Annotated in this window: 18 protein-coding genes; 9 read left to right on the forward strand and 9 right to left on the reverse strand. The window is 38.1% G+C overall.

The features are described 5' to 3' along the window. The first annotated feature begins 31 nt into the window (after positions 1-31). Positions 32-2,497: an ATP-dependent helicase HrpB gene (gene hrpB / locus EHQ59_RS03630; RefSeq protein WP_135617790.1), complete on the forward strand. Its 2,466-nt coding sequence runs from the start codon at positions 32-34 to the stop codon at positions 2,495-2,497. Here the strand turns inward: hrpB and EHQ59_RS03635 are convergent. Beyond that, a complete protein-coding gene (locus tag EHQ59_RS03635; protein ID WP_135617791.1) occupies positions 2,479-2,961 on the reverse strand; it encodes a hypothetical protein in 483 nt (160 codons plus the stop codon). The genes hrpB and EHQ59_RS03635 overlap by 19 nt on opposite strands. 83 nt (positions 2,962-3,044) lie before the next feature. Between EHQ59_RS03635 and EHQ59_RS03640 the strand changes: the two genes are divergently transcribed. From EHQ59_RS03640 to EHQ59_RS03660, 5 genes are all read left to right on the forward strand, one after another. Beyond that, positions 3,045-4,928, forward strand: coding sequence for a polysaccharide biosynthesis protein (locus EHQ59_RS03640; RefSeq protein ID WP_208652317.1), 1,884 nt, complete (start codon positions 3,045-3,047; stop codon positions 4,926-4,928). Next, positions 4,925-5,383, forward strand: coding sequence for a ClpXP protease specificity-enhancing factor SspB (locus EHQ59_RS03645; protein ID WP_135617792.1), 459 nt, complete (start codon positions 4,925-4,927; stop codon positions 5,381-5,383). Before EHQ59_RS03640 ends, EHQ59_RS03645 begins: the two co-directional genes overlap by 4 nt. Continuing rightward, positions 5,380-6,996 (forward strand): NCS2 family permease, encoded by a 1,617-nt coding sequence (locus tag EHQ59_RS03650; RefSeq protein ID WP_135617793.1) that lies wholly within the window; start codon positions 5,380-5,382, stop codon positions 6,994-6,996. The genes EHQ59_RS03645 and EHQ59_RS03650 overlap by 4 nt, the downstream gene beginning before the upstream one ends. 85 nt (positions 6,997-7,081) lie before the next feature. Continuing rightward, the gene (htpX, locus tag EHQ59_RS03655) at positions 7,082-7,972 is read left to right on the forward strand and encodes a protease HtpX (protein WP_135617794.1); all 891 of its coding nucleotides are present in this window, start codon (positions 7,082-7,084) and stop codon (positions 7,970-7,972) included. Between the two features lie 94 nt (positions 7,973-8,066). Beyond that, positions 8,067-8,600, forward strand: coding sequence for an adenine phosphoribosyltransferase (locus EHQ59_RS03660; RefSeq protein WP_135617795.1), 534 nt, complete (start codon positions 8,067-8,069; stop codon positions 8,598-8,600). A gap of 32 nt (positions 8,601-8,632) precedes the next feature. Here EHQ59_RS03660 and EHQ59_RS03665 read toward each other — a convergent pair whose 3' ends face one another. Beyond that, positions 8,633-9,670 carry an ATP-binding protein gene (locus EHQ59_RS03665; protein WP_135617796.1) on the reverse strand — a complete coding sequence of 346 codons (1,038 nt, stop codon included), beginning with the start codon at positions 9,668-9,670 and terminating at the stop codon, positions 8,633-8,635. 31 nt (positions 9,671-9,701) lie between these two features. Between EHQ59_RS03665 and EHQ59_RS03670 the strand changes: the two genes are divergently transcribed. Next, positions 9,702-11,252, forward strand: coding sequence for a S1C family serine protease (locus EHQ59_RS03670; RefSeq protein WP_135617797.1), 1,551 nt, complete (start codon positions 9,702-9,704; stop codon positions 11,250-11,252). Beyond that, on the forward strand, positions 11,249-12,721 hold the full coding sequence (locus tag EHQ59_RS03675) for a PDZ domain-containing protein (protein ID WP_135617798.1): 1,473 nt from the start codon (positions 11,249-11,251) through the stop codon (positions 12,719-12,721). The genes EHQ59_RS03670 and EHQ59_RS03675 overlap by 4 nt, the downstream gene beginning before the upstream one ends. Here the strand turns inward: EHQ59_RS03675 and EHQ59_RS03680 are convergent. From EHQ59_RS03680 to EHQ59_RS03705, 6 genes are read right to left on the reverse strand one after another with little or no spacing between them, the layout of a single operon-like run. Next, positions 12,718-13,932: an AZOBR_p60025 family cell surface glycopolymer formation protein gene (locus tag EHQ59_RS03680; RefSeq protein ID WP_135617799.1), complete on the reverse strand. Its 1,215-nt coding sequence runs from the start codon at positions 13,930-13,932 to the stop codon at positions 12,718-12,720. The genes EHQ59_RS03675 and EHQ59_RS03680 overlap by 4 nt on opposite strands. Then, entirely contained in the window at positions 13,932-15,521 is a 1,590-nt protein-coding gene (locus EHQ59_RS03685) for a hypothetical protein (protein WP_208652318.1), read from the reverse strand. The genes EHQ59_RS03680 and EHQ59_RS03685 overlap by 1 nt, the downstream gene beginning before the upstream one ends. Further along, on the reverse strand, positions 15,494-16,216 hold the full coding sequence (locus tag EHQ59_RS03690; RefSeq protein ID WP_135617800.1) for a glycosyltransferase: 723 nt from the start codon (positions 16,214-16,216) through the stop codon (positions 15,494-15,496). Before EHQ59_RS03690 ends, EHQ59_RS03685 begins: the two co-directional genes overlap by 28 nt. Before the next feature lies 1 nt (position 16,217). Further along, positions 16,218-17,258: an NAD-dependent epimerase/dehydratase family protein gene (locus EHQ59_RS03695; RefSeq protein WP_135617801.1), complete on the reverse strand. Its 1,041-nt coding sequence runs from the start codon at positions 17,256-17,258 to the stop codon at positions 16,218-16,220. Further along, positions 17,248-18,723 (reverse strand): sugar phosphate nucleotidyltransferase, encoded by a 1,476-nt coding sequence (locus tag EHQ59_RS03700; RefSeq protein WP_135617802.1) that lies wholly within the window; start codon positions 18,721-18,723, stop codon positions 17,248-17,250. Before EHQ59_RS03700 ends, EHQ59_RS03695 begins: the two co-directional genes overlap by 11 nt. A 34-nt stretch (positions 18,724-18,757) precedes the next feature. Next, complete coding sequence (locus EHQ59_RS03705) at positions 18,758-19,348, reverse strand: hypothetical protein (RefSeq protein ID WP_208652319.1); 591 nt, start codon at positions 19,346-19,348, stop codon at positions 18,758-18,760. 51 nt (positions 19,349-19,399) lie between these two features. Here EHQ59_RS03705 and EHQ59_RS03710 point away from each other — a divergent pair, with 51 nt between their 5' ends. Further along, the gene (locus EHQ59_RS03710) at positions 19,400-20,911 is read left to right on the forward strand and encodes a peptidase MA family protein (protein ID WP_208652320.1); all 1,512 of its coding nucleotides are present in this window, start codon (positions 19,400-19,402) and stop codon (positions 20,909-20,911) included. Here EHQ59_RS03710 and EHQ59_RS03715 read toward each other — a convergent pair. Then, on the reverse strand, positions 20,865-21,926 hold the full coding sequence (locus EHQ59_RS03715) for a DUF1574 domain-containing protein (RefSeq protein ID WP_135617804.1): 1,062 nt from the start codon (positions 21,924-21,926) through the stop codon (positions 20,865-20,867). The two genes, EHQ59_RS03710 and EHQ59_RS03715, sit on opposite strands and share 47 nt — an antisense overlap. Positions 21,927-22,001: the final 75 nt, after the last annotated feature.

The following is a 22,001-nucleotide window of genomic DNA, read 5'->3' on the forward strand; positions in this document are numbered from 1 at the left end:
TGGGAACTAAAACTATTTTTTATCCCCTACTGTGAATTCTAAAAATCCAAATTACCCAGTCCTTTCCGCCTTACAGGAAATAGTCGAATCAATTCAAAATTTTCCCATTACGATCTTAGATGCACCACCAGGATCGGGAAAAACCACTGCCTTACCTATGGAGTTATTCAAAAAGGGAGTGAGTGTCGGCAAAAAAATTTGTATCTTAGAACCTCGCCGAATCGCTGCCAAAAATGCAGCCAAACGGATCAGCCAATCCATAGGAGAAGATTTGGGCCAAACAGTTGGGTATAGGGTTCGGTTTGACTCCAAAACGAGTGCGAATACAAAAATTGAATTTGTAACTGATGGAATTTTAACCAAATATCTTCTTTCGGATCCCGAACTTTCGGACATAGGGCTTTTGGTATTTGATGAATTTCACGAACGTAGATTGGAATCTGACCTTTGTTTTGCCCTCGCGAAAAAAACCCAAGAAATCTTTCGTAAGGATTTAAAGATCCTTGTCATGTCTGCAACGTTAGAAGGGCAAAATTTTTCTAAATTGGGAATTGAAAATCCACCCATCCAAGTTTCCACAGAAACACATCCTTTGGAAATTTTTTATATGGGTGAGTCCAATAAAAATGCCCAAACAAGACTCCTTGACCTCATTCCGAAGGCAGTGGAACAAACGTCAGGCGATATTCTTGTATTTTTATCTGGGAAAAAAGAAATTTTAGATCTCAAATATGTACTGAGTTCAAATCCCATTTGCCAAAACCAAACTTCCGTTTACCCATTATTTGGTGATATGAGTTTACAAGAGCAAGAAAAGGTTTTCCTCCCCGAAACGATGGGAAAAAAGAAAATCATTCTCGCAACGAATTTAGCTGAATCTTCAGTCACCATCCCTGGTGTTCGTGTGGTCTTTGATACAGGTTTTTTCAAACACTCCGTATTTGATCCAGACTCCGGAATCCAACACCTAGTAAAAGATCGTATCAGTTTGAGTAGTGCCAAACAACGAGCAGGTCGTGCGGCAAGGGAAGGAAAAGGATATGTATACAGACTTTGGTCGAAAGAAGAAGAATCTAGTTTTTATGATCGCACCAAACCAGAAATTTTAGAAGGAGATTTGGATCGTTTGGTTTTGGAAGTCAAATCATTTGGGGAAGAACTCCATTCCCTTCCTTTCCTCGATCCACCAAACAAAGGTTCACTGATCTTATCCATGGAACGTTTGAAACGCTTAGGTTGTTTGGATGGAAGTGGCAATCTAACCCAACTTGGTAAAGAGGCTTTGTCCTACCCCCTACCCATTCGATTAGGAAGGATCGTTGCGAGTTTGCCTAAGTCAATGGAGAACATTCTCAAAGACATTGTTCTCATTGTAGGAAAAGAATCCTCAGGCAAAGAGGCAAAAGATTTTATGCAAACAGGCCAAACACTTACATTCACAAACGAACTCAAGTTAGTGTATGAGCAAATTTTCGCCATTTTTAAAGGGAAAAATGAGAGTTCTCCTTCCAAAAGGAACCGGTCTCGAGAGTTTTATTTTTGCCAAGGATACCCAGATCGAATCGCCAAACGTAAATCCAAGGAAGGAAAAGACTACAAACTTTCCAATGGCAAAATCGGAGTTTTAGAAACGAATTTACTGGATATTCCAGAATACCTAATCGCTTTAGATACCATTTCCTTTGGACAAACGCTCTACATCACACATTACCTTCCTATTTCATTAGATATCATCGAAGAAAGCCTTCCCGATCAAATCGAAACCAAAGAAAGTCCCGAAATTCGAACCAACCAAAAGGAAGAATCCTATTTACTTGTGTCAGAAGAACGAAGATTAGGTGAGATGGTATTAGAATCAAAAGAACTTTTGAAACCAAATCCAATTGCTCTCCAAAATGCATTGGAGGCTTATTTGTTCAGTTTAGATTGGGAAACCGAATGGAGAAAAAATGAGGAACTCATGCGGTATTACCACCGAGTGCGTTTTTTGGTAGAACACCAAGTTTTGGATGCAAAGATATCATTTGAAGAATTAAAACAAACAGCCAAAGAATGGCTTTTCCCCTTCCTAGGTTGGGAAACACAAAAATTTTCTTTGGATCGGATCCCCTATTTCGAAGCCTTTAAAGCATATCTAGGTTATGAAACAGAATCCATTTTGAATAAAGAAGCACCTACTTCCCTACAAGTTCCATCTGGTTCTAGAATTTCCATCCAGTATTCAGGAAAGGAACCCGAGTTACATGTCAAATTACAAGAGTTATTCGGTCTAAAACAACTCCCAAGTTTGGCAAAGGGCAAGGTCAAAATTTTGATCCATTTATTATCACCAGCAAGAAGGCCAGTACAAATTACAAAAGACTTAGAGAGTTTTTGGAACCAAGGTTACCATGAAGTGAAAAAGGAATTAAAAGGAAGGTATCCAAAACACCCTTGGCCAGACAAACCTTGGGAAGCTGTTCCCACCAAACATTTGAATCACAACAAACGTTCGTAAGTGGAAACCCAACCTTTTTGGTTCACAAAGAATTTAGCCTGGCAATTCGGGCAAAGATGATCTCCCATTTGTTTGAATCGGAGTTTGGTTTGGCATTCTGGACAATGGATGGTTTTGCCCTCTTTCGAATTTGGGTTAAGTTCATTGGCTGGCGTTTCGCCGATGTAAAATGATTCTAAGTAATGGATACATTCTGCTTCCTCTTTGAAAAAAGAAAGGATTTGTGGATCCATACCTGGAATTTCAGTTTGCAATCCAAATCCTGCCAGTTTGGAACCTGTCTCCTTACACCTGACAGCCATTTTTTTGAGAAATTCAAAGCCCACTTCCGTGACCTCAGTCACCTCGCTAAAATCAAGGCAAAAAAGAGCAGGCGAAAGGGTTTCTTCCTTTAGTTTTAAATAAAGTTCCGAGCCTATTTCGGCGGAAAATATCCCCGCTAAGCGGAAAAGAAGTGATTTCAAACAGGTTTTTCCTCTTTTCTATTCTTCGGAACAGATTCTGTATTTACAAGGAATTTTGTTCCAAATACCTTTATTTATCAGATATGAAATCGATTCCAAGAAGATACTGGGTTTTTCCTGTCGACATCCTCTTTATGTTTTTGTCCTATTTTCTCGCACACCTTGTGCGTTTCGAAAACATAAGCTTCTTAGAAAATTATCCCGATTTTTGGATTTGCGCCACCATCGTTGTGGTCACTCGTAGTGTTGTCTTTCTGTTTTCAGGAATTTATCGTTCCTTATGGTCTTATGCTTCTTTACACGATCTTTTAGCCATCATCAAAGCAACCATCCTTTCTTCTCTTGTCTCAACACTAGCACTGCTTTTTTACAATCGATTTTACCAACTCTCTCGGATGGTTCCGATCCTTGATACTCTCATCTTACTCGGATTTTTATGCCTCCGCAGTTTGAGTTGGAGAATGATCCGTGAACAAATTTTCAGTTCAGACAAAATTCGAAAAGGAACTCCCATCTTACTTGTTGGAGCGGGCAAATTAGGAAGTTCTTTCTTAACAGAAATTAGGCGAAATATTGACCTAGATTATCTTCCAGTTGGATTTTTAGATGATAACATCTCTAAAAAAGGTGGTTACATCCAAGGTGTTCCCATCCTCGGTTCCACGGATGACATAGGAAAAGTTTTGGTTCGGTATGGAATCAAAAAAGTAATCATGACCGTTCCCCAACCCGATGGGCGTGTTGTGAGCAAACTCATGAAAGAATGTGATGGCGCTGGTGTTGAGTTTAAAATCTTACCAACGTTTGGCGAATATCTCGCAGGGAAACCAAACATCACTCAACTTCGGGAAGTACAAGTGGAAGACTTACTCGGGCGACCCACGGTGAATTTGGAAATTGAATCCATTCGTTCTTATTTAGAGAAAAAAGTCATTTTAGTCACAGGGGCTGGTGGTTCCATTGGATCTGAAATTTGCCGCCAAGTGGCAATTTTTAAACCTAGTGTTCTTGTCATTTTAGATGCCGCCGAAACTCCGTTATACGAAATCGATTATGAACTGAGGAAAAACTTTTCTGAATTTAATATTGATATCCGGCCAGTTGTCGCAGACGTAAAAAATTTATCTAGGATTTCTGCCGTTTTTGAAGAACACAGACCTTCTGTAGTTTTCCACTCTGCCGCTTACAAACACGTTCCGATGATGGAAATCAATCCTTCGGAAGCAATCCTCAATAACGTCATGGGTACAAAAAACGTGGCTGATGTTTGCCGACTCATTGGTGTGGAACGTTTTGTATTAATCTCTACAGACAAAGCTGTAAACCCAGTCAATGTGATGGGCGCCTCAAAACGTGCCGCAGAAATTTACTTACAACATATCTCCCAAAATTCTCGCACAAAATTCATTACCGTTCGATTTGGAAACGTACTTGGTTCCAATGGAAGTGTGATTCCAAGATTTCGGGAACAAATCAAACGTGGTGGCCCAGTGACTGTCTCCCACCCCGAGGTCATTCGTTATTTTATGACGATCCCAGAAGCCACACAACTTGTGTTACAAGCGGGTAGTATGGGCGAACATGGAGAAATCTTTTTACTCGATATGGGCGAACCAGTAAAAATCCTCTCCCTCGCAGAAGAGATGATTCGTTTATCAGGTTACACTCCTTACAAAGACATCAATATTGAGTTTTCTGGATTACGCCCAGGCGAAAAATTGTACGAAGAACTCCTGTTAAATGAAGAAGGAATTAAAAAAACTCATCATCCAAAAATTCGGATCGCTGCTCCTCTTGATCATTACAATTTATTACTTTTCCAAAACAAATTGAATCGATTGTTTTCTTTGGCAAAAGCCAACAAAAGCAGAGAAATTTTTGCAGCATTAAAAGACATCATACCAGAATATAAAATTCACGATGAATACATCGAATGGGAAACATCACTCGGTAAAAGGAATTTATGAGCCAAAACCTCACGCAGGAAGAAATCACAACATTACGTGAGTTCAAACGAGATTTATTTAATTTGTATTGGGAACGATTTGGTATTTTTTACATCCATGTCATGCCACACCCCAAATTAGAAATTGGAAAACGAGGCCTACTGAATGCAGAAAAAGAATCTGGCATCGTACTTGTGTTTGGTGACAAAGCGGTAAAAGTATTAGATAGTAAACCCGATTATTTATTTGCTGAGTTACAATTTGGATCTACTTGGGAACCAACAATGATTCCTTGGGATGCCGTTTTTCGTATCTACGATAAATTTCAAAATTCTGCGACTCAACTTCGGTTTCTACAAATCGAAACAAATATAAGCCCAGAGGAAACGCAAACAAAACCCAAAACTCCCAAACCAGAAGTAACGGGAGATGGAAATGTCATTCGAGTTGATTTTGGAGGCAAACGAAGCGAATGAATTTTTTTACCATCACACGTGGTGACCTAGACGGATTTTTTGGTCTTATGGTCGACAACCTGATTCAACTATTAGTTCTTTCTGCCCTTTGTATTGGTGTCTGTGGCTTTCCTTTGGCATTTATCACCTCAGTGGTGTTACCTGGAGCTGCTGTTTCCTTACTTGTTGGGAATGTATTTTATGCCTGGCAAGCTTGGAAACTAGGACAAAGAACCAACCGAACGGATGTCACAGCAATTCCTTATGGAATCAATACCGTATCTTTATTTGCTTTTATCTTTTTTGTGATGTTTCCCACCTACCAAGCGACAGGTGATTACAAAGAAGCTTGGAAAGCAGGACTTCTTGTTTCCTTTGCTTCCGGTTTGATTGAAGTTTTAGGATCATTCCTTGCAGCCCACATCCGTAAATACACACCAAGAGCTGCCTTACTTTCTGCTTTGGCAGGAATTGCCCTTACCTTTATCTCCATGGATTTTTTACTGAGAACTTTTGAAAGACCTCTCATTGCCTTTATCCCACTCGGAATCATCCTTCTCCAATACTTTGGAAAGGTTCGTTTCCCTTTTGGAATCCCAGGTGGCTTTTTGTCTGTTCTTGTAGGAGTATTCTTATCCTATCTTTCTAGTTTTTGGGGAGATCCCATTTACCAGGAAGCAGGAATTCAAAATGGACTTTCTAATTTAGGTTTTTATTTCCCGCAACTTTCCCTTGGTCCTCTTTTAGAAACACTGAACTATGCCAATTTACAAGCCTACTTTTCGATCATCTTACCTATGGGCATCTTTAATGTGATTGGTTCTTTACAAAATATTGAATCCGCAGAAGCTTCTGGGGATAGTTTTGATACAAAAACATCCTTACTTGTGAATGGTATTGGAACACTTGCTGGTACACTATTTGGTTCCCCTTTCCCAACTACCATTTACATTGGTCACCCTGGTTGGAAAGCTCTAGGGGCAAAACACAGTTATTCGATGTTATCCGGTGTGTTCATGACAGTCGTTAGTTTGTTTGGACTGATGGGTCTTATCCAAGCTCTCATCCCTATAGAAGCAGGAATGGCGATTGTATTGTGGATAGGGATTATCATCACAAGCCAAGCATTCCAAGCGATCCCCAAACACCACTCTCCTGCTGTTGTCGTTGGTTTATTACCTGCATTTGCTGGTTGGGCAGTTCTCATCATCCAAAATGTATTTTTATATTTAGATGGAAAACTCCAAGGCATTTTACAGGAAGTAGGTGGAGCAAAAGAAATTCATTTTTCTTTGTCTGACATCCCAACTCATATGCCGTTTCTTCCCTATGCTCTTGGAGGAGTCCTCTCACTTTCCCAAGGGTTTCTCATCACTTCTATGATATGGGCGGCCATGGTCGTTTTCATTTTGGAACGAGAATGGTGGAAGGCAAGCCTATGGGCAGTGATTGCAGCAGTTTTGTCAACGGTAGGTTGGATCCACGCTTATGAATTGAAAGGGAATGCGATTTTGAATCGATTCACCGAAATTGCCAGTTGGGATTTTCCAATCGCCTATCTTTCTCTTGCGACCTTGTTTTTACTGATTCAGTTCCTCGGTTCCAAAGAAAAAGCGGATACTTCTACCCATTAAATTGCTTGTAATCTTTTGCAAACAGTCTTAGAGTTTCAGTCTAATGTATAGGTTCCCAAAAGAACCTTAAGGAGAACAATATCCTATGACTTGGATCAAACGAATCGGTTTTTTCCTGTTAACCAATATATTGATTATGACTACGATTTCCATCGTTACTACCCTCATGGGTTCGATGGGATTTAGCATCCGAGCCTTTGGTTTGGATCTAACTAGGCTCATTATTTTCTGTTTGATGTGGGGTATGGCGGGGTCTTTTATTTCCCTTTTACTCTCAAAGATGATGGCGAAATGGACGATGGGAGTCAAAATCATCGATCCGAAACAAGCCTCTTCGCATGAAATGGAAATCTATCGTCGTGTTCAATCTTTAGCACAACGAGCTCACCTTCCTATGCCTGAGGTGGGAATTTACGAATCCCCTGAAGTGAATGCGTTTGCAACAGGACCTAGTAAATCAAGTGCCTTGGTAGCAGTTTCTACTGGCCTACTCAATCGAATGAACACACAAGAGTTAGAAGGTGTGCTTGCTCACGAATTGTCCCACATTGCCAACGGTGATATGGTGACTCTTACCCTCATCCAAGGTGTGGTAAACTCGTTTGCAATGTTTATCTCACGTATCATTGCTTATGTAGCGGCAAATGCGGTGAAAGAAGAGATGGCACATATTGTTCGCATTGCAGTAACCATCTTACTCGACATTGTATTCTCGATCCTTGGTTCCATCGCTGTGGCTTATTTCTCTCGCCAAAGAGAGTTTCGAGCTGATGCTGGTGGTGCAAAACTTGCGGGAAGAGAGTCCATGATTTCGGCCCTCGAGTCCCTCAGACAAATGGTAGAGATGCCAGAAGACCCAAGAGGCGAAGCTCTTGCATCCTTCAAAATCTCTTCTAAGAAAGGTGGATTCTTATCTCTTTTTGCCACTCACCCGGCATTAGAAGAACGAATTTTGGCCCTCAAACAAATGAGATAAACCATATCAGAAAACTAAGGAATGGTGAGAAAGGTCGGCAATTGCCGGCCTTTTTTTATTGCAAGACCCTAGTCTTCCTTGGTTTCATCCTTTTATGTCCATTGTTAAATCTAAGATACGAACCATTCCTGATTACCCGAAACCAGGGATTTTGTTTCGAGACATCACGTCCCTGCTCATCGATCCAGAAGGTTTCCAACTCACCATTGGGATGTTTGTAGAACGATACCAAAATGCAAAATTAAATAAAATTGCTGCCATCGATGCAAGAGGGTTTATCCCAGGTGCCGCACTTGCGTTCCAATTGGGAGTGGGTTTTGTTCCCATTCGCAAAAAAGGAAAACTACCAGGAACTACCATTTCCGAATCTTATGCTTTGGAATATGGGGTTGACCATGTAGAAATTCACACGGATGCAATCGTGCCAGGTGACAAAGTTCTCATCATGGACGATCTCATTGCTACAGGGGGAACCTTGGAAGCCTCTATCAAACTCATCCAAAACCTAAAAGGCCAAATTCATGAATGTTCTACAATCATCAACTTACCTGATTTAGGTGGAGCAAAACGAATCAAGGATACCTACGGGATAGATGTGTATTCGATTTGCGAATTTGAAGGACACTAAAAAAAATATCCATTCAAAACAGAAAGTTTCGACTAAACGTTAGTTTTCCAATCGGAACTTTTTGTTTTATCCACTCGTATATTCACTTCGTTTCCTAAAAAATTCCATCTCACTAAAAATAGTTTTTTTAGGATGTGAATTCCCCTTCCCCCGGTTATCAGTTTACGGTCAGATTCGATGGGACTTGGAACATGACGTGGATTAAATCCTTTTCCACTATCAATGACAAACACATCAATGAACTTTGCAGATTCAAATACGTGGACGGTGATGATATCATCTTCCCTTTTGCCACCGTGTTCTAAAGCATTATCTAAAGTTTCATCCACAAGGATTTGGAACCAAAAACTATCCATCGTATGACGCCAATTTTGTTTGTCATAAAGGAGCCAAAGTTTTTCTTTGATGAGCCGTGAGTTGGCTCGGTTCGCTGGAATTTTCTCTTCAAAAATTTGTTTGGAACGTTCAAACAAAAAAGAAAACGGATGTGTGAGATAGTCTTTTGTAAACGAATAATGAAACAAAAAGACAATAAAACACATCAAAAACAGTAAATTCATAAATAAGAAAAAATGTAAAAAATACTTTGTTGTGAATGGAATGTTGGATGGAAAAATACAAATGATCAAAAAACTAAAACAAGTAAAAATTGCAGCGTAATAAATATATTCCATAAACTTCTGGATGGCAGGAAAATTAAATTGAAGTTTGGAAGTGATGAGATAAGAAAATATAAAAAATGTAAGAATATAATAAGTATTATAATAGTATTTGAGTAAAATTAAACTTGCTTCTGGATAAACATCATTCAACAGCCCCAAATCAACTAACAATAACATAATGCCCATTCCGAAATCAAAAGAAGCGATAATGAGAAGTCTCGGGAAGTTTCGAAAAAAAGTAGGAAAATGTAATCCAAAAAATATCAATACAAAGGAAAAGAAAACCAAGTAGGTTGAAATGATATGAGGATGGTCTAGAATTTGATTTTTTAAGAACAAAGTATCAATGATGATTGTGAAATCACCGATACAGAAAAAACCAGCAAGGACTGAAAAACTTGTTTTCATTCCCGTGCGAGGGTTCTTTCTAAAGGAAACGATGCCCGTAATCAACGAAAAAAAGGCAACTGATCCGAATAAAATGGATTCTAAAAAACTCATGCAGAAACAAAAAAAAAGACTAACGACCCTAATTCCCTTTGCGAGTACTATTTTATTTTTTCTAATTTTATTGTCCCTTCCCATTTCGGCACAAGACAACTCACAATCTATTGACGAATTGAAGAAATCTGTAGTCCAAATCCGTGTTTTTTCGCAAACAAAAGATCCTTTCTCACCCTGGATGTCTTCTGGAATTTCGGCTTCCACTGGCTCTGGATTCATCATTTCCAAAAATCGAATTTTAACCAATGCCCATGTTGTTTCCAATGCAAAATTTATCGAAGCACAAAGGTACAACCAAACGGAATGGTATGAATTAAAAGTTTTATACATTGCCCATGATTGTGATTTGGCAATTTTAGAAGTGCCCGATGAAAGTTTTTATAAAAATAGTATACAACTTGAGTTAGGTGGTTTACCAGAATTAGCAAGTCCTGTAGACATATTAGGTTATCCCATCGGTGGGAGTAAAATCTCCGTTAGCCGAGGAATTGTTTCCAGAATTGAACAATCAAGTTATGCACATACTGGGATTGATAGCCATTTGGTTGTACAAGTAGATGCAGCTATCAATCCTGGAAACTCAGGTGGACCTGCACTTCAAAATGGGAAAGTGGTTGGAGTGGCATTCCAAGCTTCCACAAAAGGGGAAAATATTGGTTATATCATCCCAACCAATGTCATCCAACATTTTTTGAAAGACATTGAAGATGGAATTTATCATGGTTATGTGGAACTTGGTATCCAAACCCAAAATTCTTTTTCTGAGTCCCATCGTAAGTTTTATGGAATTCCTCAATCGGAGGAAGGAGTATTTGTCACAAGAGTATTCAAACAAGGTTCGGCAGATGGGTATTTATTCCCTGGAGACTACTTAACAGCCATCGATGGACGTAACATTGGTCGCAATGGAAATTTAATCGAAACAAACTCCATTGATTTTTTAGAGGTGATTGATAACAAATTTGCGGGAGAAGAAATCCAATTTGATTTAATCAGGCAAAAGAAAAAAATCCAAGTGCGTTTTCCTGCCAAAAAAATGCCTCAAATGGAAAACCAAAGATCCAGTTATGGGAAAGAATACGATTACTTTTTGTTAGGTGGTTTAGTTTTCCAAACTGTAACCCGAGATTTGTTAGAAGCTTGGAGTAAAAATGGACAAACCCAGGGCGGGAGTTTACTAGTGTATCGTTTTTATGATGCCTCCCCTCTGAATGACGGCGAAAATGAAGATGTGGTTTTGTATCGGAAATTACCTCATCCCATCAATTCCCATTCTGACTTCTACATGAACATGGTTGTAGAATCGTTTAATGGTACGAAGGTGAAAAACCTAAACCATCTGAAAGATTTGTATCAAAACTCAAAAGAGAAAACAATGAAAATCCAGTTTTATGGAATTCAAGTACCACTTCTTTTAGATCGGGAAGAAATGGAAAAAGGTAATATCGAAATCAAACGCACCTATCATATCACAGGTAACAAATGAAAAATTCCTCTCTCTTTTTATCTCTATTGATCTTTCTCTTAAGTTTTGTTTTCCAAATTCAAGGGAAATCTGTCCCTGTTTCGAGTACGGATGCTTCCATCTTACAAATTAAGGTAACGGTTTTATATCCAAACTTTATCCAACCATGGAGATTTAAAAATCCGGAGATTCGACAATCCACTGGAATTTATATTGGCGAAAACCGAATTTTAGTTCCAGCTCAGGCAATTTATTTTTACACGAACATAGAAGTAAAAAAGCCAGATGCGTTAAAAGTGTATACTGCAGAACTAGAAAGATTAGATGCCGATTTAGGACTCGCCATTCTTAAGTTAGATGACCCAAGTTTTCAAAAAGATTTGAAACCAGTCCAGTTTCCAAACGAAATTTTTTTACCAGGCACAGGCCTTGTGATGGAAAGCAAAGACCAAAGGAATTTGGAAGAGAAAAAAATTAGAATGATTCGATTGGATGTCGAAGCGTATGCCAGTGGTTATGTGGAACTACCTTATATCGAAATTCAATCAGAGGAAAAATTGGAAGGCATTGGCGAACTTGTCGTAGATGTGACTTCTAGAATCCCACAAGGCATTTTATACCAGTTCAAAGAAAATGGAATGGGAAAAATGATCCCTTCCTTTGCCATCAAACATTTTATCGAAGGGAAACCATTCCCGTTCAAAGGATTTCGTTACAAACCCCTACTCGATGTTGCGTCCCGAAACTATTTTGGACTTAGAAAAGATGATTTAGGAGTCTTAGTAGCTGAAATTTATCCAAATTCTTCGACTTCTGGAATCTTAGAATTGGAAGATGTGATTTTGGAAGTATCAAATTATAAAATTGATCCCAAAGGATATTTTGATCATCCCAAATTTGGGAAACTCAATCTTTCTTATTTATTCCATAATACTTATGATACAGAATCTGCGTTTGGAAAAAAAATAAAACTTAAAGTTTTACGAAAGAAAAAACCAATCCAACTAGAATTAGAAACGAAACCTCTCAATGAAGCTGATATTCGAATTCCACACGGAAATACAAGATTCCAACCTCCCAAATATTTAATGTTAGCTGGCATTGTTTTCTTAGAATTATCAGAAACCTATTTAACTGAACATGGCAATCAATGGCGCAATCGTGTTAGCAAAGAACTCCTGTATTTAAATGACTTTTATCGAATCAAAAGAAAATCGAAAGAAGGCAAAATTGTCTTTTTATCACAAGTATTTCCACTGTCAGGGAATAAAGCATACCACACTACTCACCAAGTGATTTTAAAAACAGTGAATGGGAAAGAGGTTTCGTCTTTAGAAGATCTACGAGACATCGTAAACCAATCCGATTCGCCATTCATCCAATTTGTATTGAATGATGGTACCGAATTGGTCTTCAAAAAAGAAGAAATTCAAAGTTTAAACGAAGAAGCAAAAAAGAATTTCCAAATTCAAAAAGAATCAAACTTCTAAAATCCAACTTGGTAATTCAATTGTTTTGAAATGAATAATACTTTTATGAGGAATAAAACCAAAATGAGAAGTGTAACAAGAATATATTCTTGTTTGCGGATCGTTTTGTCTTCATTATACAACAATAAAAGCACAGGGATGCTAAGTGTAAACATTCTAGATACGTTTTCATATACAGACCAGAAATGGTAATACCCAGCTGTTCCGACCATAAAGAGAATCAGTAAAAATGAAATCCTAAATTCCCATCCTTTCGTGAGTTTTCCTGTGAAAGGCAAAAATACTCCTAAGAAGAAAAGTACAAGCAGTGGGAACCGTGAAAGAAGTCGTGCCAAATCTTTCCAATTGTTTCCATGAGCCAATTGGCTCCAGATGGATTCCATATAAGAAATCATTCCTTCCAAAGGCAAAATAAAATCGGTAAGTCGTCCTGGTCTCCAATTGGGAAAACGGTATGATAAATACAAATGCCAACAGATGGGAATCACTAGGACCAATCCAACGATAATCATCTTTTTCCAATCTTTACGAAACAAGGCAGCTAAGCCAAGAGGGAATAATAAAAACAGAGCTGGTTCTTTTGTGAGGATTGCTAAACTGGATAATAAAATAAAAACAAGATGGTTTTCTTTTATATAAAAATAGTAAGCGATGATCAAAAGAGACACCATAACAGAATCACTCACAAGAACATAATAACTCCCCAATGCGAATGGACTGAGTAAATATAAAACCGCATAAGGTTTCGATTCTTCATCTAAAAGTTTCCTAAGAAAAAAATAAGAAACTAAAATCAACGTGATATTCCAAAAATACATCCCAAAAATGGCACTTGTTTTTCCAAAAAAACCAAATAATGCAACTAACAAAGGATATCCGATCCTTGGAGCACGATAGGATTCATCAAATCCCTTTGGCCAATTCAAATTAAAATTGGAAAGTGGTCTGGAAAAATAATAAAAAATTTGTCCATCATATCCCGCCCCTAAATCCCCTTCTTCTCCTTTGAAAAGAATTGCGTTTTTTGGAGTTTCGGACTCATTTTGTAAGGCAAACTCATGTCCAAAATTCACCATGGAACTAGGATTCCATTCGTATTTTTTCCAATACGAAATCGAGGTAATCCCCCATATTAAAAGAAAAACTAAAACCGTTAACCATTGTTTTGTGTTTAGATACAGGAATATTGGATTTAACTTTTTTAGTAACATTATGGTTTCTCCTGAAACGATTCCGTTTTCTGATTTGAGAAGTACGGCTCTAATGATTTGGAAAAAATAGAATTATAAAAACTGGCACCTTCGTATGTTAAATGATGAGGATCAAAAAAATACCGAACATCTTTCACAACATCGGTATGATCAATGAGTATTTGCCCACGTTTTTCTAAATTCGTTCGTAGATCAGAAATCCAATCCTTTCTCCACTGTGAATTCTGATAGTAAGCATACTCAATTGGATTTTCAGGACTTAAAACTAAAACAAAGGGAATTTTGCTTTGATAAAAATAATCTGATATTTCTAAGATACGATTGTATTCAGTCCATGGCTCGAAACGCACCGTGTTCACTGTTTTTTTTGCTTCCCGAACAATGTGAAGACGAAATAGTTCATTTCGATTCCCAGAATCTTTGATCATCCTTTCAAAGTATTCGTCCCTGAATTCAGAATCAGACATCTGGATAAAACGGGTGTCATCCCAAAAACTTCTTCGGGAATATGCAAAATTTTCACTACTCAATCGTTTGCAGAAAAAATGAGACAAACGAATTCCAACAGTTTCATCTTTTCCATACCGAATCAAATTCACTTCTTTCGCCGAGGGGACATTGGATCCCACTTGGATTTGCACGATATTCCATTCGTTTTCTTTACCCACTAACTCATTCCATCGTATATCGACCCAACCTGATTTCGTAAAAGTTTTTACTGTGGAAACACTTGGTGTCTTTGCTAAAAGAGATGTTTCATCTGAGTAAAATCGAAACGTAAGCTCTGTATTTGGTTTTTGTAAAAAAATGGATTCTCGTTTTCTTTGTTCCGTGCAAGAGATGGTTGCTACTTCTTTGGTCCACCCTTTGGACCATATCCCTTCTTTGGGAATCTCACCTTGGTATAAATGATATTTCCTTCCACTTCGAAAATGGTTATCAATATAAACCACAATAGGATCCCAAAAGAATACTCTAAAACGACTCACATAAAACAAGGATTTGGTGGCTAGTTTCGAAAATGATTTTCGGGAGATTCGATAACCGTATTCTTTTAGAAATTGTGTTGGATAAATGGTTTTGGTCGGATACCGATCTGCCAATTGTTGAACCCAAACGTCTTCTTGGAAAGTGAATCTGTTTTCTGATTTATCTAGATATTCCCATTGTAAATCAGCGAAATTGTGAAGGTAAACAACAAGATCAGGATTCGTGGAACGTAATGTTTCTTTATAATAATAAAGATCTGTGGGCGACATGGCCACGTGAGAAAAAAAATCGTATTTCGTTTTTCGATCTTTGGTTTGATTCAATAAATCTGGTAATACTGAATACAAAGCAACGGAACTACCTGTGATGATGGTTCTATGTTCGTTTTTTTCTTTTTGTAAGGATTTTGTTTTGTAAATAAAATTGTACCAAGGAGAAGAATCCCACTCTGTCTCGTTGGGGAATTGAAAATAGAGGTCATAAAATAACACTCTATCGAGTAAAAAAATACCAGCTAACAAACAAATGGTAGCGAGAAACACTTTCCATTTGATTCCTATTCGGCTTTGTGTTACGGGTATTCGGGGATCAGTTTCCATTTTCTTAATAAAAGTTTTTTTGCAAATTGAATGGCTAGTTTTAAAACCTTACGATTGAAACTGCTATTTGAAAAAACGTATTTGATGGGAAGTTCTTTGATGTTACCATTGTGTTTGGAAACAATCGACAATGCTTCCATATGGAAATCAAAGGCAACTGATTCCAATGGGTAGTTTGCAATTTTCTCAAACATGGATCTGGAATAACGTCTATATCCACTAGTGCAATCTCGCAATCGATTCCCAAACAGATTGAATACCCCATTTGACAAACAGTAGTTCATCACTTTCGCAGCTAACCAAGAGATCAGTTTGCGATACAAAGGCACATTCACTGTCGAGGTTCGAGATCCGATGACCAAATCACAATTGGGAAATTGGATAAAGTCTTTGAGATATGCTGCATCATGGGACAAACCAGCATCCATAGTAATGACCCAATCATATTTTTTTTCGACAGCATACTTCATCCCATCTTGGATTCCTTTTGGGATATGAGTATTTTTCTCATGTCGGATCACATGGAGTTTGGATCCGAATTCTTTTGAGAGTTTTTTTAGAATCGTTGGTGTTGCATCCTTACTAGCGTCATCTGTCACAGAGACATCTGCATAGGCGATCGCGCCACGCACCACTTCTTCAATTGTGGCTGCTTCATTATAAGCTGGGATCACCACAAGTGTTCGATTTGCCATATTACTTACCAGCGATGTTGAATACGTCTTTGTTTGCTTCGATCCATTTCAAAAGCCGAGTGACCCCTTCTTTTGGAAGAATTTTTGGATTGAATCCAAATTTCTTCGCTTCGGAAATATCACAGATAAAGTAACGCATGTCACCTGGTCTTTCCACCTCAAAGAGAATCTCTTGTTTTTTTCCAAGAATTTCGCCTATGAGATAAATACATTCTAATAAGGAGATTTTATGTGGGCTAGCACCACCAATATTATAAACACCTGGAATTGGGTTCTTAAAAAATTCTAAATAAGACTTTGCCCCATCTTCCGCGTGTAAAATATCTCGAGTTTGTTTTCCAGTTCCAAAAATACGAAGAGGTAAACCAAAAACAGAACGAATCGCAAAATTTGCAACCCAACCATGGTCTTCTCCACCAAACTGACGTTCTCCGTAAATTCCTGTAAATCGGAAACTAGCCGCTTTCACGCCATACATATCTGTATAAGATCGAACATAATGTTCGGCACTCATTTTAGAAGCATGAAGAGGAGAAATTTGGCCTACCATTGTTGGATGAGTGACAGGTATTTCCACTGGTTCTCTTACATAGGAAGTTTTGTCTTCTTTGAGACTGTCGTTGATCGAGTTTCCGTAAACATGGATTGAAGATGTGTTTACTACAGGGATTTTGTGTTTTCTTGCAGCTTCCATCACGTTAAATGTTCCGATCACATTCGTTGAAAAATCAAGTTCTGGATCTTCCCAAGAAATCGTCATCGCAGGTTGAGCTGCTGTGTGAATGATATAATCACAATCTGCACTGCGATCCATTAAATGTTCTATGTTTCGGATATCACCTTTCACCATGGTAACACCAAGGGATTTTAAATAATTCCAGTTATAATCTCGAGTAGCGTCTGTTCCGTAACCAGTGCGTTTCAATTCATATTTTGTCATGTTATCAAAACTGACAACATCCCAACCTTCTTTACGGAATAATTCACAAACATGGGATCCTAAAAATCCACATCCACCAGTTACTAATACTTTATTCGCCATCGCGACTTTCTCCTAAGAAAAACTTTTTTGATAAAATTAATTTGAATATTTGGAATGAATCCGAAATCATATCGCGCAATCGATATTCCACTTGTCCTACTGGTTTGAAGTAAGAAACTGGAATCTCAATACATCTCATATGGGATCTGACGATATCAATCATCATCTCCACTATGAATTTTCGATCCTCTACAAGTAACTGAGGTTTTACACGGTCATATGACTCTCGCCAAACAGAGAAAAATTGACAATCTACATCCGTAAATCTTGGTTCTTGGCCCCACCAAAATACTTCTACCAATTTCCCCATCAATAAATTCACCAATCGATACAATGGTTTTAAATTGGAACCTTGTTCGATCATCTGTCTTGTTGTCCTTGTTCCAATGACCATGTCCGAATCTTTCATGTATTCGAGGAGTTTTGGAAAATCTTTGGAACGAAAAGAACCGTCTGGTGAAACTACAACCAGAATATCTCCTGTTGCGTATTCCATTCCACGGCGGACTTGTTCTCCCAATCGTGTGGGGTCACCATCACCAGGGAAAGTATATGTTTTTACTTTTTCTTTTTTTGCAAGAGTCAATGTTTCATCAGTGGATTCGTTATCTATCACAATGATTTCATTGAACTTGTCTTTAAAATCAACAATGACATCCGTAATGGAACGTTCATTGTTATTGGTTGGGATTATCAAACTCGTTTTGAATTTCGAAAACAAATCGTTTCTAACTTCGTAAACAGCATGATAATAATCTTGCATGGAGTTGATATTGAAATACTCACAATTCAGAGTTGTTGCAAATACTCCCCCACTGGTTTCCTTTGCCATTTTATCAATGACATCCGTGATTTCGATGACACCAGATTTTGGGGAAGGTGGTGTTTTTTTAAATACTTCAAAATATTCTGGAGTAAAATAATAACTACCCAAACCCAAAAGTTCATTCGGAGGATTTTCTGGTTTTTCTACTAAATTTAGAATTTTATCATCTTCTAATACAACTGAATAATTTTTGCGGATACGAGACAATAAGGATGTTTTTACAATGCCAATAGAGGCAGACATTTTTGGATGTTTCTTCAGCGCTTTTAGAAACATTTCATGATTGGATCTGTAATAAAATTCATCACCCAAGATGGTAAGGAAAGGTTCATGGATCATTTTTTCCAAACTGGCAACATCAGAAGCCAAACCTTTTTCCGTCCATAAGACGGTTTCAATGACAACTTTGGGAAGTTCCAAACGAATGTGTTCCACTTCCGCTTTGATATGTTCTTTTAGGTGGCCAACAAGCACATACACCTTTTCAATCCCGAATGTTTTCGCCATCAGTTCCACATTCCTGTGGAGGATGGTTTTACCTTCGATGACAAAGAGTGGTTTTGGTATAAAACTCGTACGGGGATAGGCTCTGGTACCTTTTCCAGCGGCTGCAATCACCCCAATTCTGATCTTTTTCAATGTAAAAGGAAAGTCCCTGGAAGGAAGGATTGGGTCAATTAGAAAAGGTTCGTTTCCATCGGTAGAATTGGAGTTCCTCACTCATTCCGTAGCCCCTAAATGGCTCCCATTGACCTTTAGAAGGGTTCCAGGTTTTTTCCGGGTTCTTTCCCCCAAGTCCGTTCAAATGAAAGCCCCAAATCCCTTCTCTCCCCTCAGGTAAGCCAGTCAGTTGCACTCCAACAGGATTCCCCGCGGAATGTTCTAAGGCATAAACCAAAGGGATATGTTCTAAGGTTCCCAGTAAGGATTCCGAAACTACCCAAACATTGGATTTGTTCTTTTTCAGAGAGAATTGTAGATGGTCACAATCAAAACGACGTAATAAGGCTAATTTTTCACCCCACTCTTTCATCGCTCGGATTTGACAACCTTCCGGAACGAGAATGGTTTCTTCACCTACTAGAGTGATTTTCCCTACAAATAATACTTCTTCCCAACCCAAGGTTTTTTTGAATCGGAGTTCCTGCGCGTTGTAAAAAAACTTTCCTTTTTCTTGGAAAATTTCTATACCAATCACTAGGTATCCGTTTTCAGTTGTTTGACGGTCTGAAAAATACAATCCTTCCAGTGATTTTCCTACCATCGGGTTCGTCCAAAAAGGTAGAAGGCAAATAAGGGATAAAATCAAAAATTTATGCACTTAAATTACCGAGTAATCGCTGCGCTTCTATTTATTTCATCTATTTTTTTCAATTGTTATCCCTTACTTTTAGCAACCCAAGAGGAAGAAAAAAACAATACTACCACTTTGCTTGGAACGTATCTACTACTGATTGGAAATTGTAATACGGGCAATGGACTTTGGGCCAGAGACTTAACCACACAAAGCAGTGTATGTGTACCTGTCCAACTTTTGTATGATGGGACCAATGTCCAAGTATACAAAGAATTATCATTATCAACTAATTATAATTTGGTGAATTTTGGGGAAGTTTTTGATACCAATATTTATGGAAAACTCATTTCCACATTTGGTACTCCTAGTGACAGAGATGGAGATGGTAAAATCAAAATTTTAGTCATGGACATCAAGGATGGCGCTACAGCAAACAGCGCTTATGTGGCAGGTTATTACGATCCAGTGAATTATTTCGCGGATAATTTTTTATCTAGAATTCGTTCTAATTACGCAGAAGTTTTGTATCTGGATGGAAAAGAATTAATTACATCAAATAATTCAGACCCCAATGCCTTTACTTCCACAGCAGCTCACGAATTCCAACACTTACTTCGATTTCCCAGGATGTATGAAGCAAATCAAACAGATGAACTTTGGATCAATGAAGGAACCAGCGAAGTCGCAAGTGATATTGCTGGTTTTGGTCCTCAAACGAGTCGACTCGATTGTTATGCGGGGAGAGAGTCTCGGTGCCTTGATGGGATCAATGGAGTATCCCTAATGGATTGGAATAATAGCAGTAACGAGGTTCTGAAACAATATGCGTTTGCTTATGTATTTTTAAAGTATCTCTACGAAAGCTCAGGAACAACAGAAGAACAGAAACAAAACTTCTTTCGAAATTCTGTCCTGGGTGTCAATGGGATCCGAGCCAACTCAACTGGAAGTTTGATGTCTGTGTTCCAAACCAGTTCCAATTTCCAATCAACAGCTCTCACCACCCAGAATTCCGATATCTTCTTTCGGATGTATGCCTTAATCACTGGTTATAGTTTTGGACTTACTAATTTTACCGCTGTGCATCAAGTGAATTCGTCAGGTGTTACACCTGACATCCTAGACTTAACCGACGCAGTGCACTATTATCCTTTGCCTACCAGTTTGAATCGGCTTACAACAAATCCTGTGTTACCCACAACAATCAAAACGACAATCAAACAAGGATCGACTAACTTTTATACTACAAATACACCTGCGATAGATAATAGTACTTCGAGAAAAAATTTTGGTAGAGTGGCTGGAATCAATAACAAAGGAATCTTTTTTTGGGCAGATTCTCCGACTGGTTTTAACGCAAGCATTCGCAATCGGAAGGAATCAGGAGAGATTCTCACTCCTGTCCAAACAAAACCAAGATCATTAAAATCGGTGATTGGTACAGAAGGAGATGGAAATCGTTTTCCTATTTGTGGGTTTGAATTTACAAACGGTTTGGTTCATACTTACGAAAGTATTCCAGTAGAATAGATCGCATAAGTCCTCTATAACAATCTTTTGCTACGTGACCACCATCTGCAAATGCATTACAAGAATAAGACGAATCATCTTTTAATTTTAAAATTGAATACTGATATTTGGAAGTGATTTCATTCACTTCCTTTTCCCATACTCGAACGAGTGATTCTTTTTCCATTAAGGATTCGAAATCGGGAGAAGACAAAGGCCAAACAACCACAACTTTGATAGATTCCTGTCTCAAACGAGAAAGTATTTTTTCATAAAAACCAAATTGCATTCCACTTCTTTGGTAAGAAGCAAACAACCAATCTAAGGTTCTATGACTTGTTTGCAAAAGGGAATTGGAGTTTTTCTCCATAAAATTATCCACAGGTGACAAACCATGTCCGTTATGCGATAAAATATAATCATATGTTGCTTTATGCATTTCAAAAGCATTGGCGAGATATGGATTGTTGTAATTTTTCCACATCTGATCAAGATATGGTTTATAAGTTCCTACCGCAAAAAGTTTCCTACCCAAATAAAAGGAAGCATAGTCCTTTCCAAACAATTGGATGTTGGACAATACATAACCCAAATCAAAACTATAGGTTAAATTTGAACTTTTGAAAACGGAGTTTTGGTTAAATTGGTTTGGATCCGTTTCCATGATCACAAGATCAGGTTTGATGCCAGCATCTAGAATTTTTGAAAGTTGGTAATCATAATAGGCAGGGGTTGTGACTGCTGAGGAAAGATTGTAAATCTCCCATTCTGGGTAAAACGAAACCAATTCATCATGATCAAAGTACAAAAGACGGGAAGAACCCAAAATCAACATGATTTTTTTGGATTTGTTCTGCCCAACTCCAGGTTTTTTCTGAATGAGTTGTTCCAAAAAATCAGCTTTTGCTTTATAGTTAACTGCCGTTAGGTCAATTTTTGTAATGATTTGCACATAAGGAATTCTGAAAATAGAATCCACAAAAAACAAAAAAACTAAAAGGAAAACTGGGTAAAAAAGGAACCGTGCCTTGAGCATATCTGAAAGGAGAAAGGAAACGGATTAAATTGTAAAGCGAATTGAGATACTTCCCTCAGACTTTCGAAAGAGGGA

The sequence above is a fragment of the Leptospira kemamanensis genome (assembly GCF_004769665.1).
Taxonomy (GTDB): Bacteria; Spirochaetota; Leptospiria; order Leptospirales; family Leptospiraceae; genus Leptospira_A; species Leptospira_A kemamanensis.

Coding starts and splice junctions, on each gene's coding strand:
- EHQ59_RS03640 (WP_208652317.1), top strand. CDS start 3,045: ATGAAATCGATTCCAAGAAGATACTGGGTTTTTCCTGTCGACATCCTC.
- EHQ59_RS03645 (WP_135617792.1), top strand. CDS start 4,925: ATGAGCCAAAACCTCACGCAGGAAGAAATCACAACATTACGTGAGTTC.
- EHQ59_RS03650 (WP_135617793.1), top strand. CDS start 5,380: ATGAATTTTTTTACCATCACACGTGGTGACCTAGACGGATTTTTTGGT.
- htpX (WP_135617794.1), top strand. CDS start 7,082: ATGACTTGGATCAAACGAATCGGTTTTTTCCTGTTAACCAATATATTG.
- EHQ59_RS03660 (WP_135617795.1), top strand. CDS start 8,067: ATGTCCATTGTTAAATCTAAGATACGAACCATTCCTGATTACCCGAAA.
- EHQ59_RS03665 (WP_135617796.1), bottom strand. CDS start 9,670: ATGAAAACAAGTTTTTCAGTCCTTGCTGGTTTTTTCTGTATCGGTGAT.
- EHQ59_RS03670 (WP_135617797.1), top strand. CDS start 9,702: ATGCCCGTAATCAACGAAAAAAAGGCAACTGATCCGAATAAAATGGAT.
- EHQ59_RS03675 (WP_135617798.1), top strand. CDS start 11,249: ATGAAAAATTCCTCTCTCTTTTTATCTCTATTGATCTTTCTCTTAAGT.
- EHQ59_RS03680 (WP_135617799.1), bottom strand. CDS start 13,932: ATGTTACTAAAAAAGTTAAATCCAATATTCCTGTATCTAAACACAAAA.
- EHQ59_RS03685 (WP_208652318.1), bottom strand. CDS start 15,521: ATGGAAACTGATCCCCGAATACCCGTAACACAAAGCCGAATAGGAATC.
- EHQ59_RS03690 (WP_135617800.1), bottom strand. CDS start 16,216: ATGGCAAATCGAACACTTGTGGTGATCCCAGCTTATAATGAAGCAGCC.
- EHQ59_RS03695 (WP_135617801.1), bottom strand. CDS start 17,258: ATGGCGAATAAAGTATTAGTAACTGGTGGATGTGGATTTTTAGGATCC.
- EHQ59_RS03705 (WP_208652319.1), bottom strand. CDS start 19,348: ATGGTAGGAAAATCACTGGAAGGATTGTATTTTTCAGACCGTCAAACA.
- EHQ59_RS03710 (WP_208652320.1), top strand. CDS start 19,400: ATGCACTTAAATTACCGAGTAATCGCTGCGCTTCTATTTATTTCATCT.
- EHQ59_RS03715 (WP_135617804.1), bottom strand. CDS start 21,926: ATGCTCAAGGCACGGTTCCTTTTTTACCCAGTTTTCCTTTTAGTTTTT.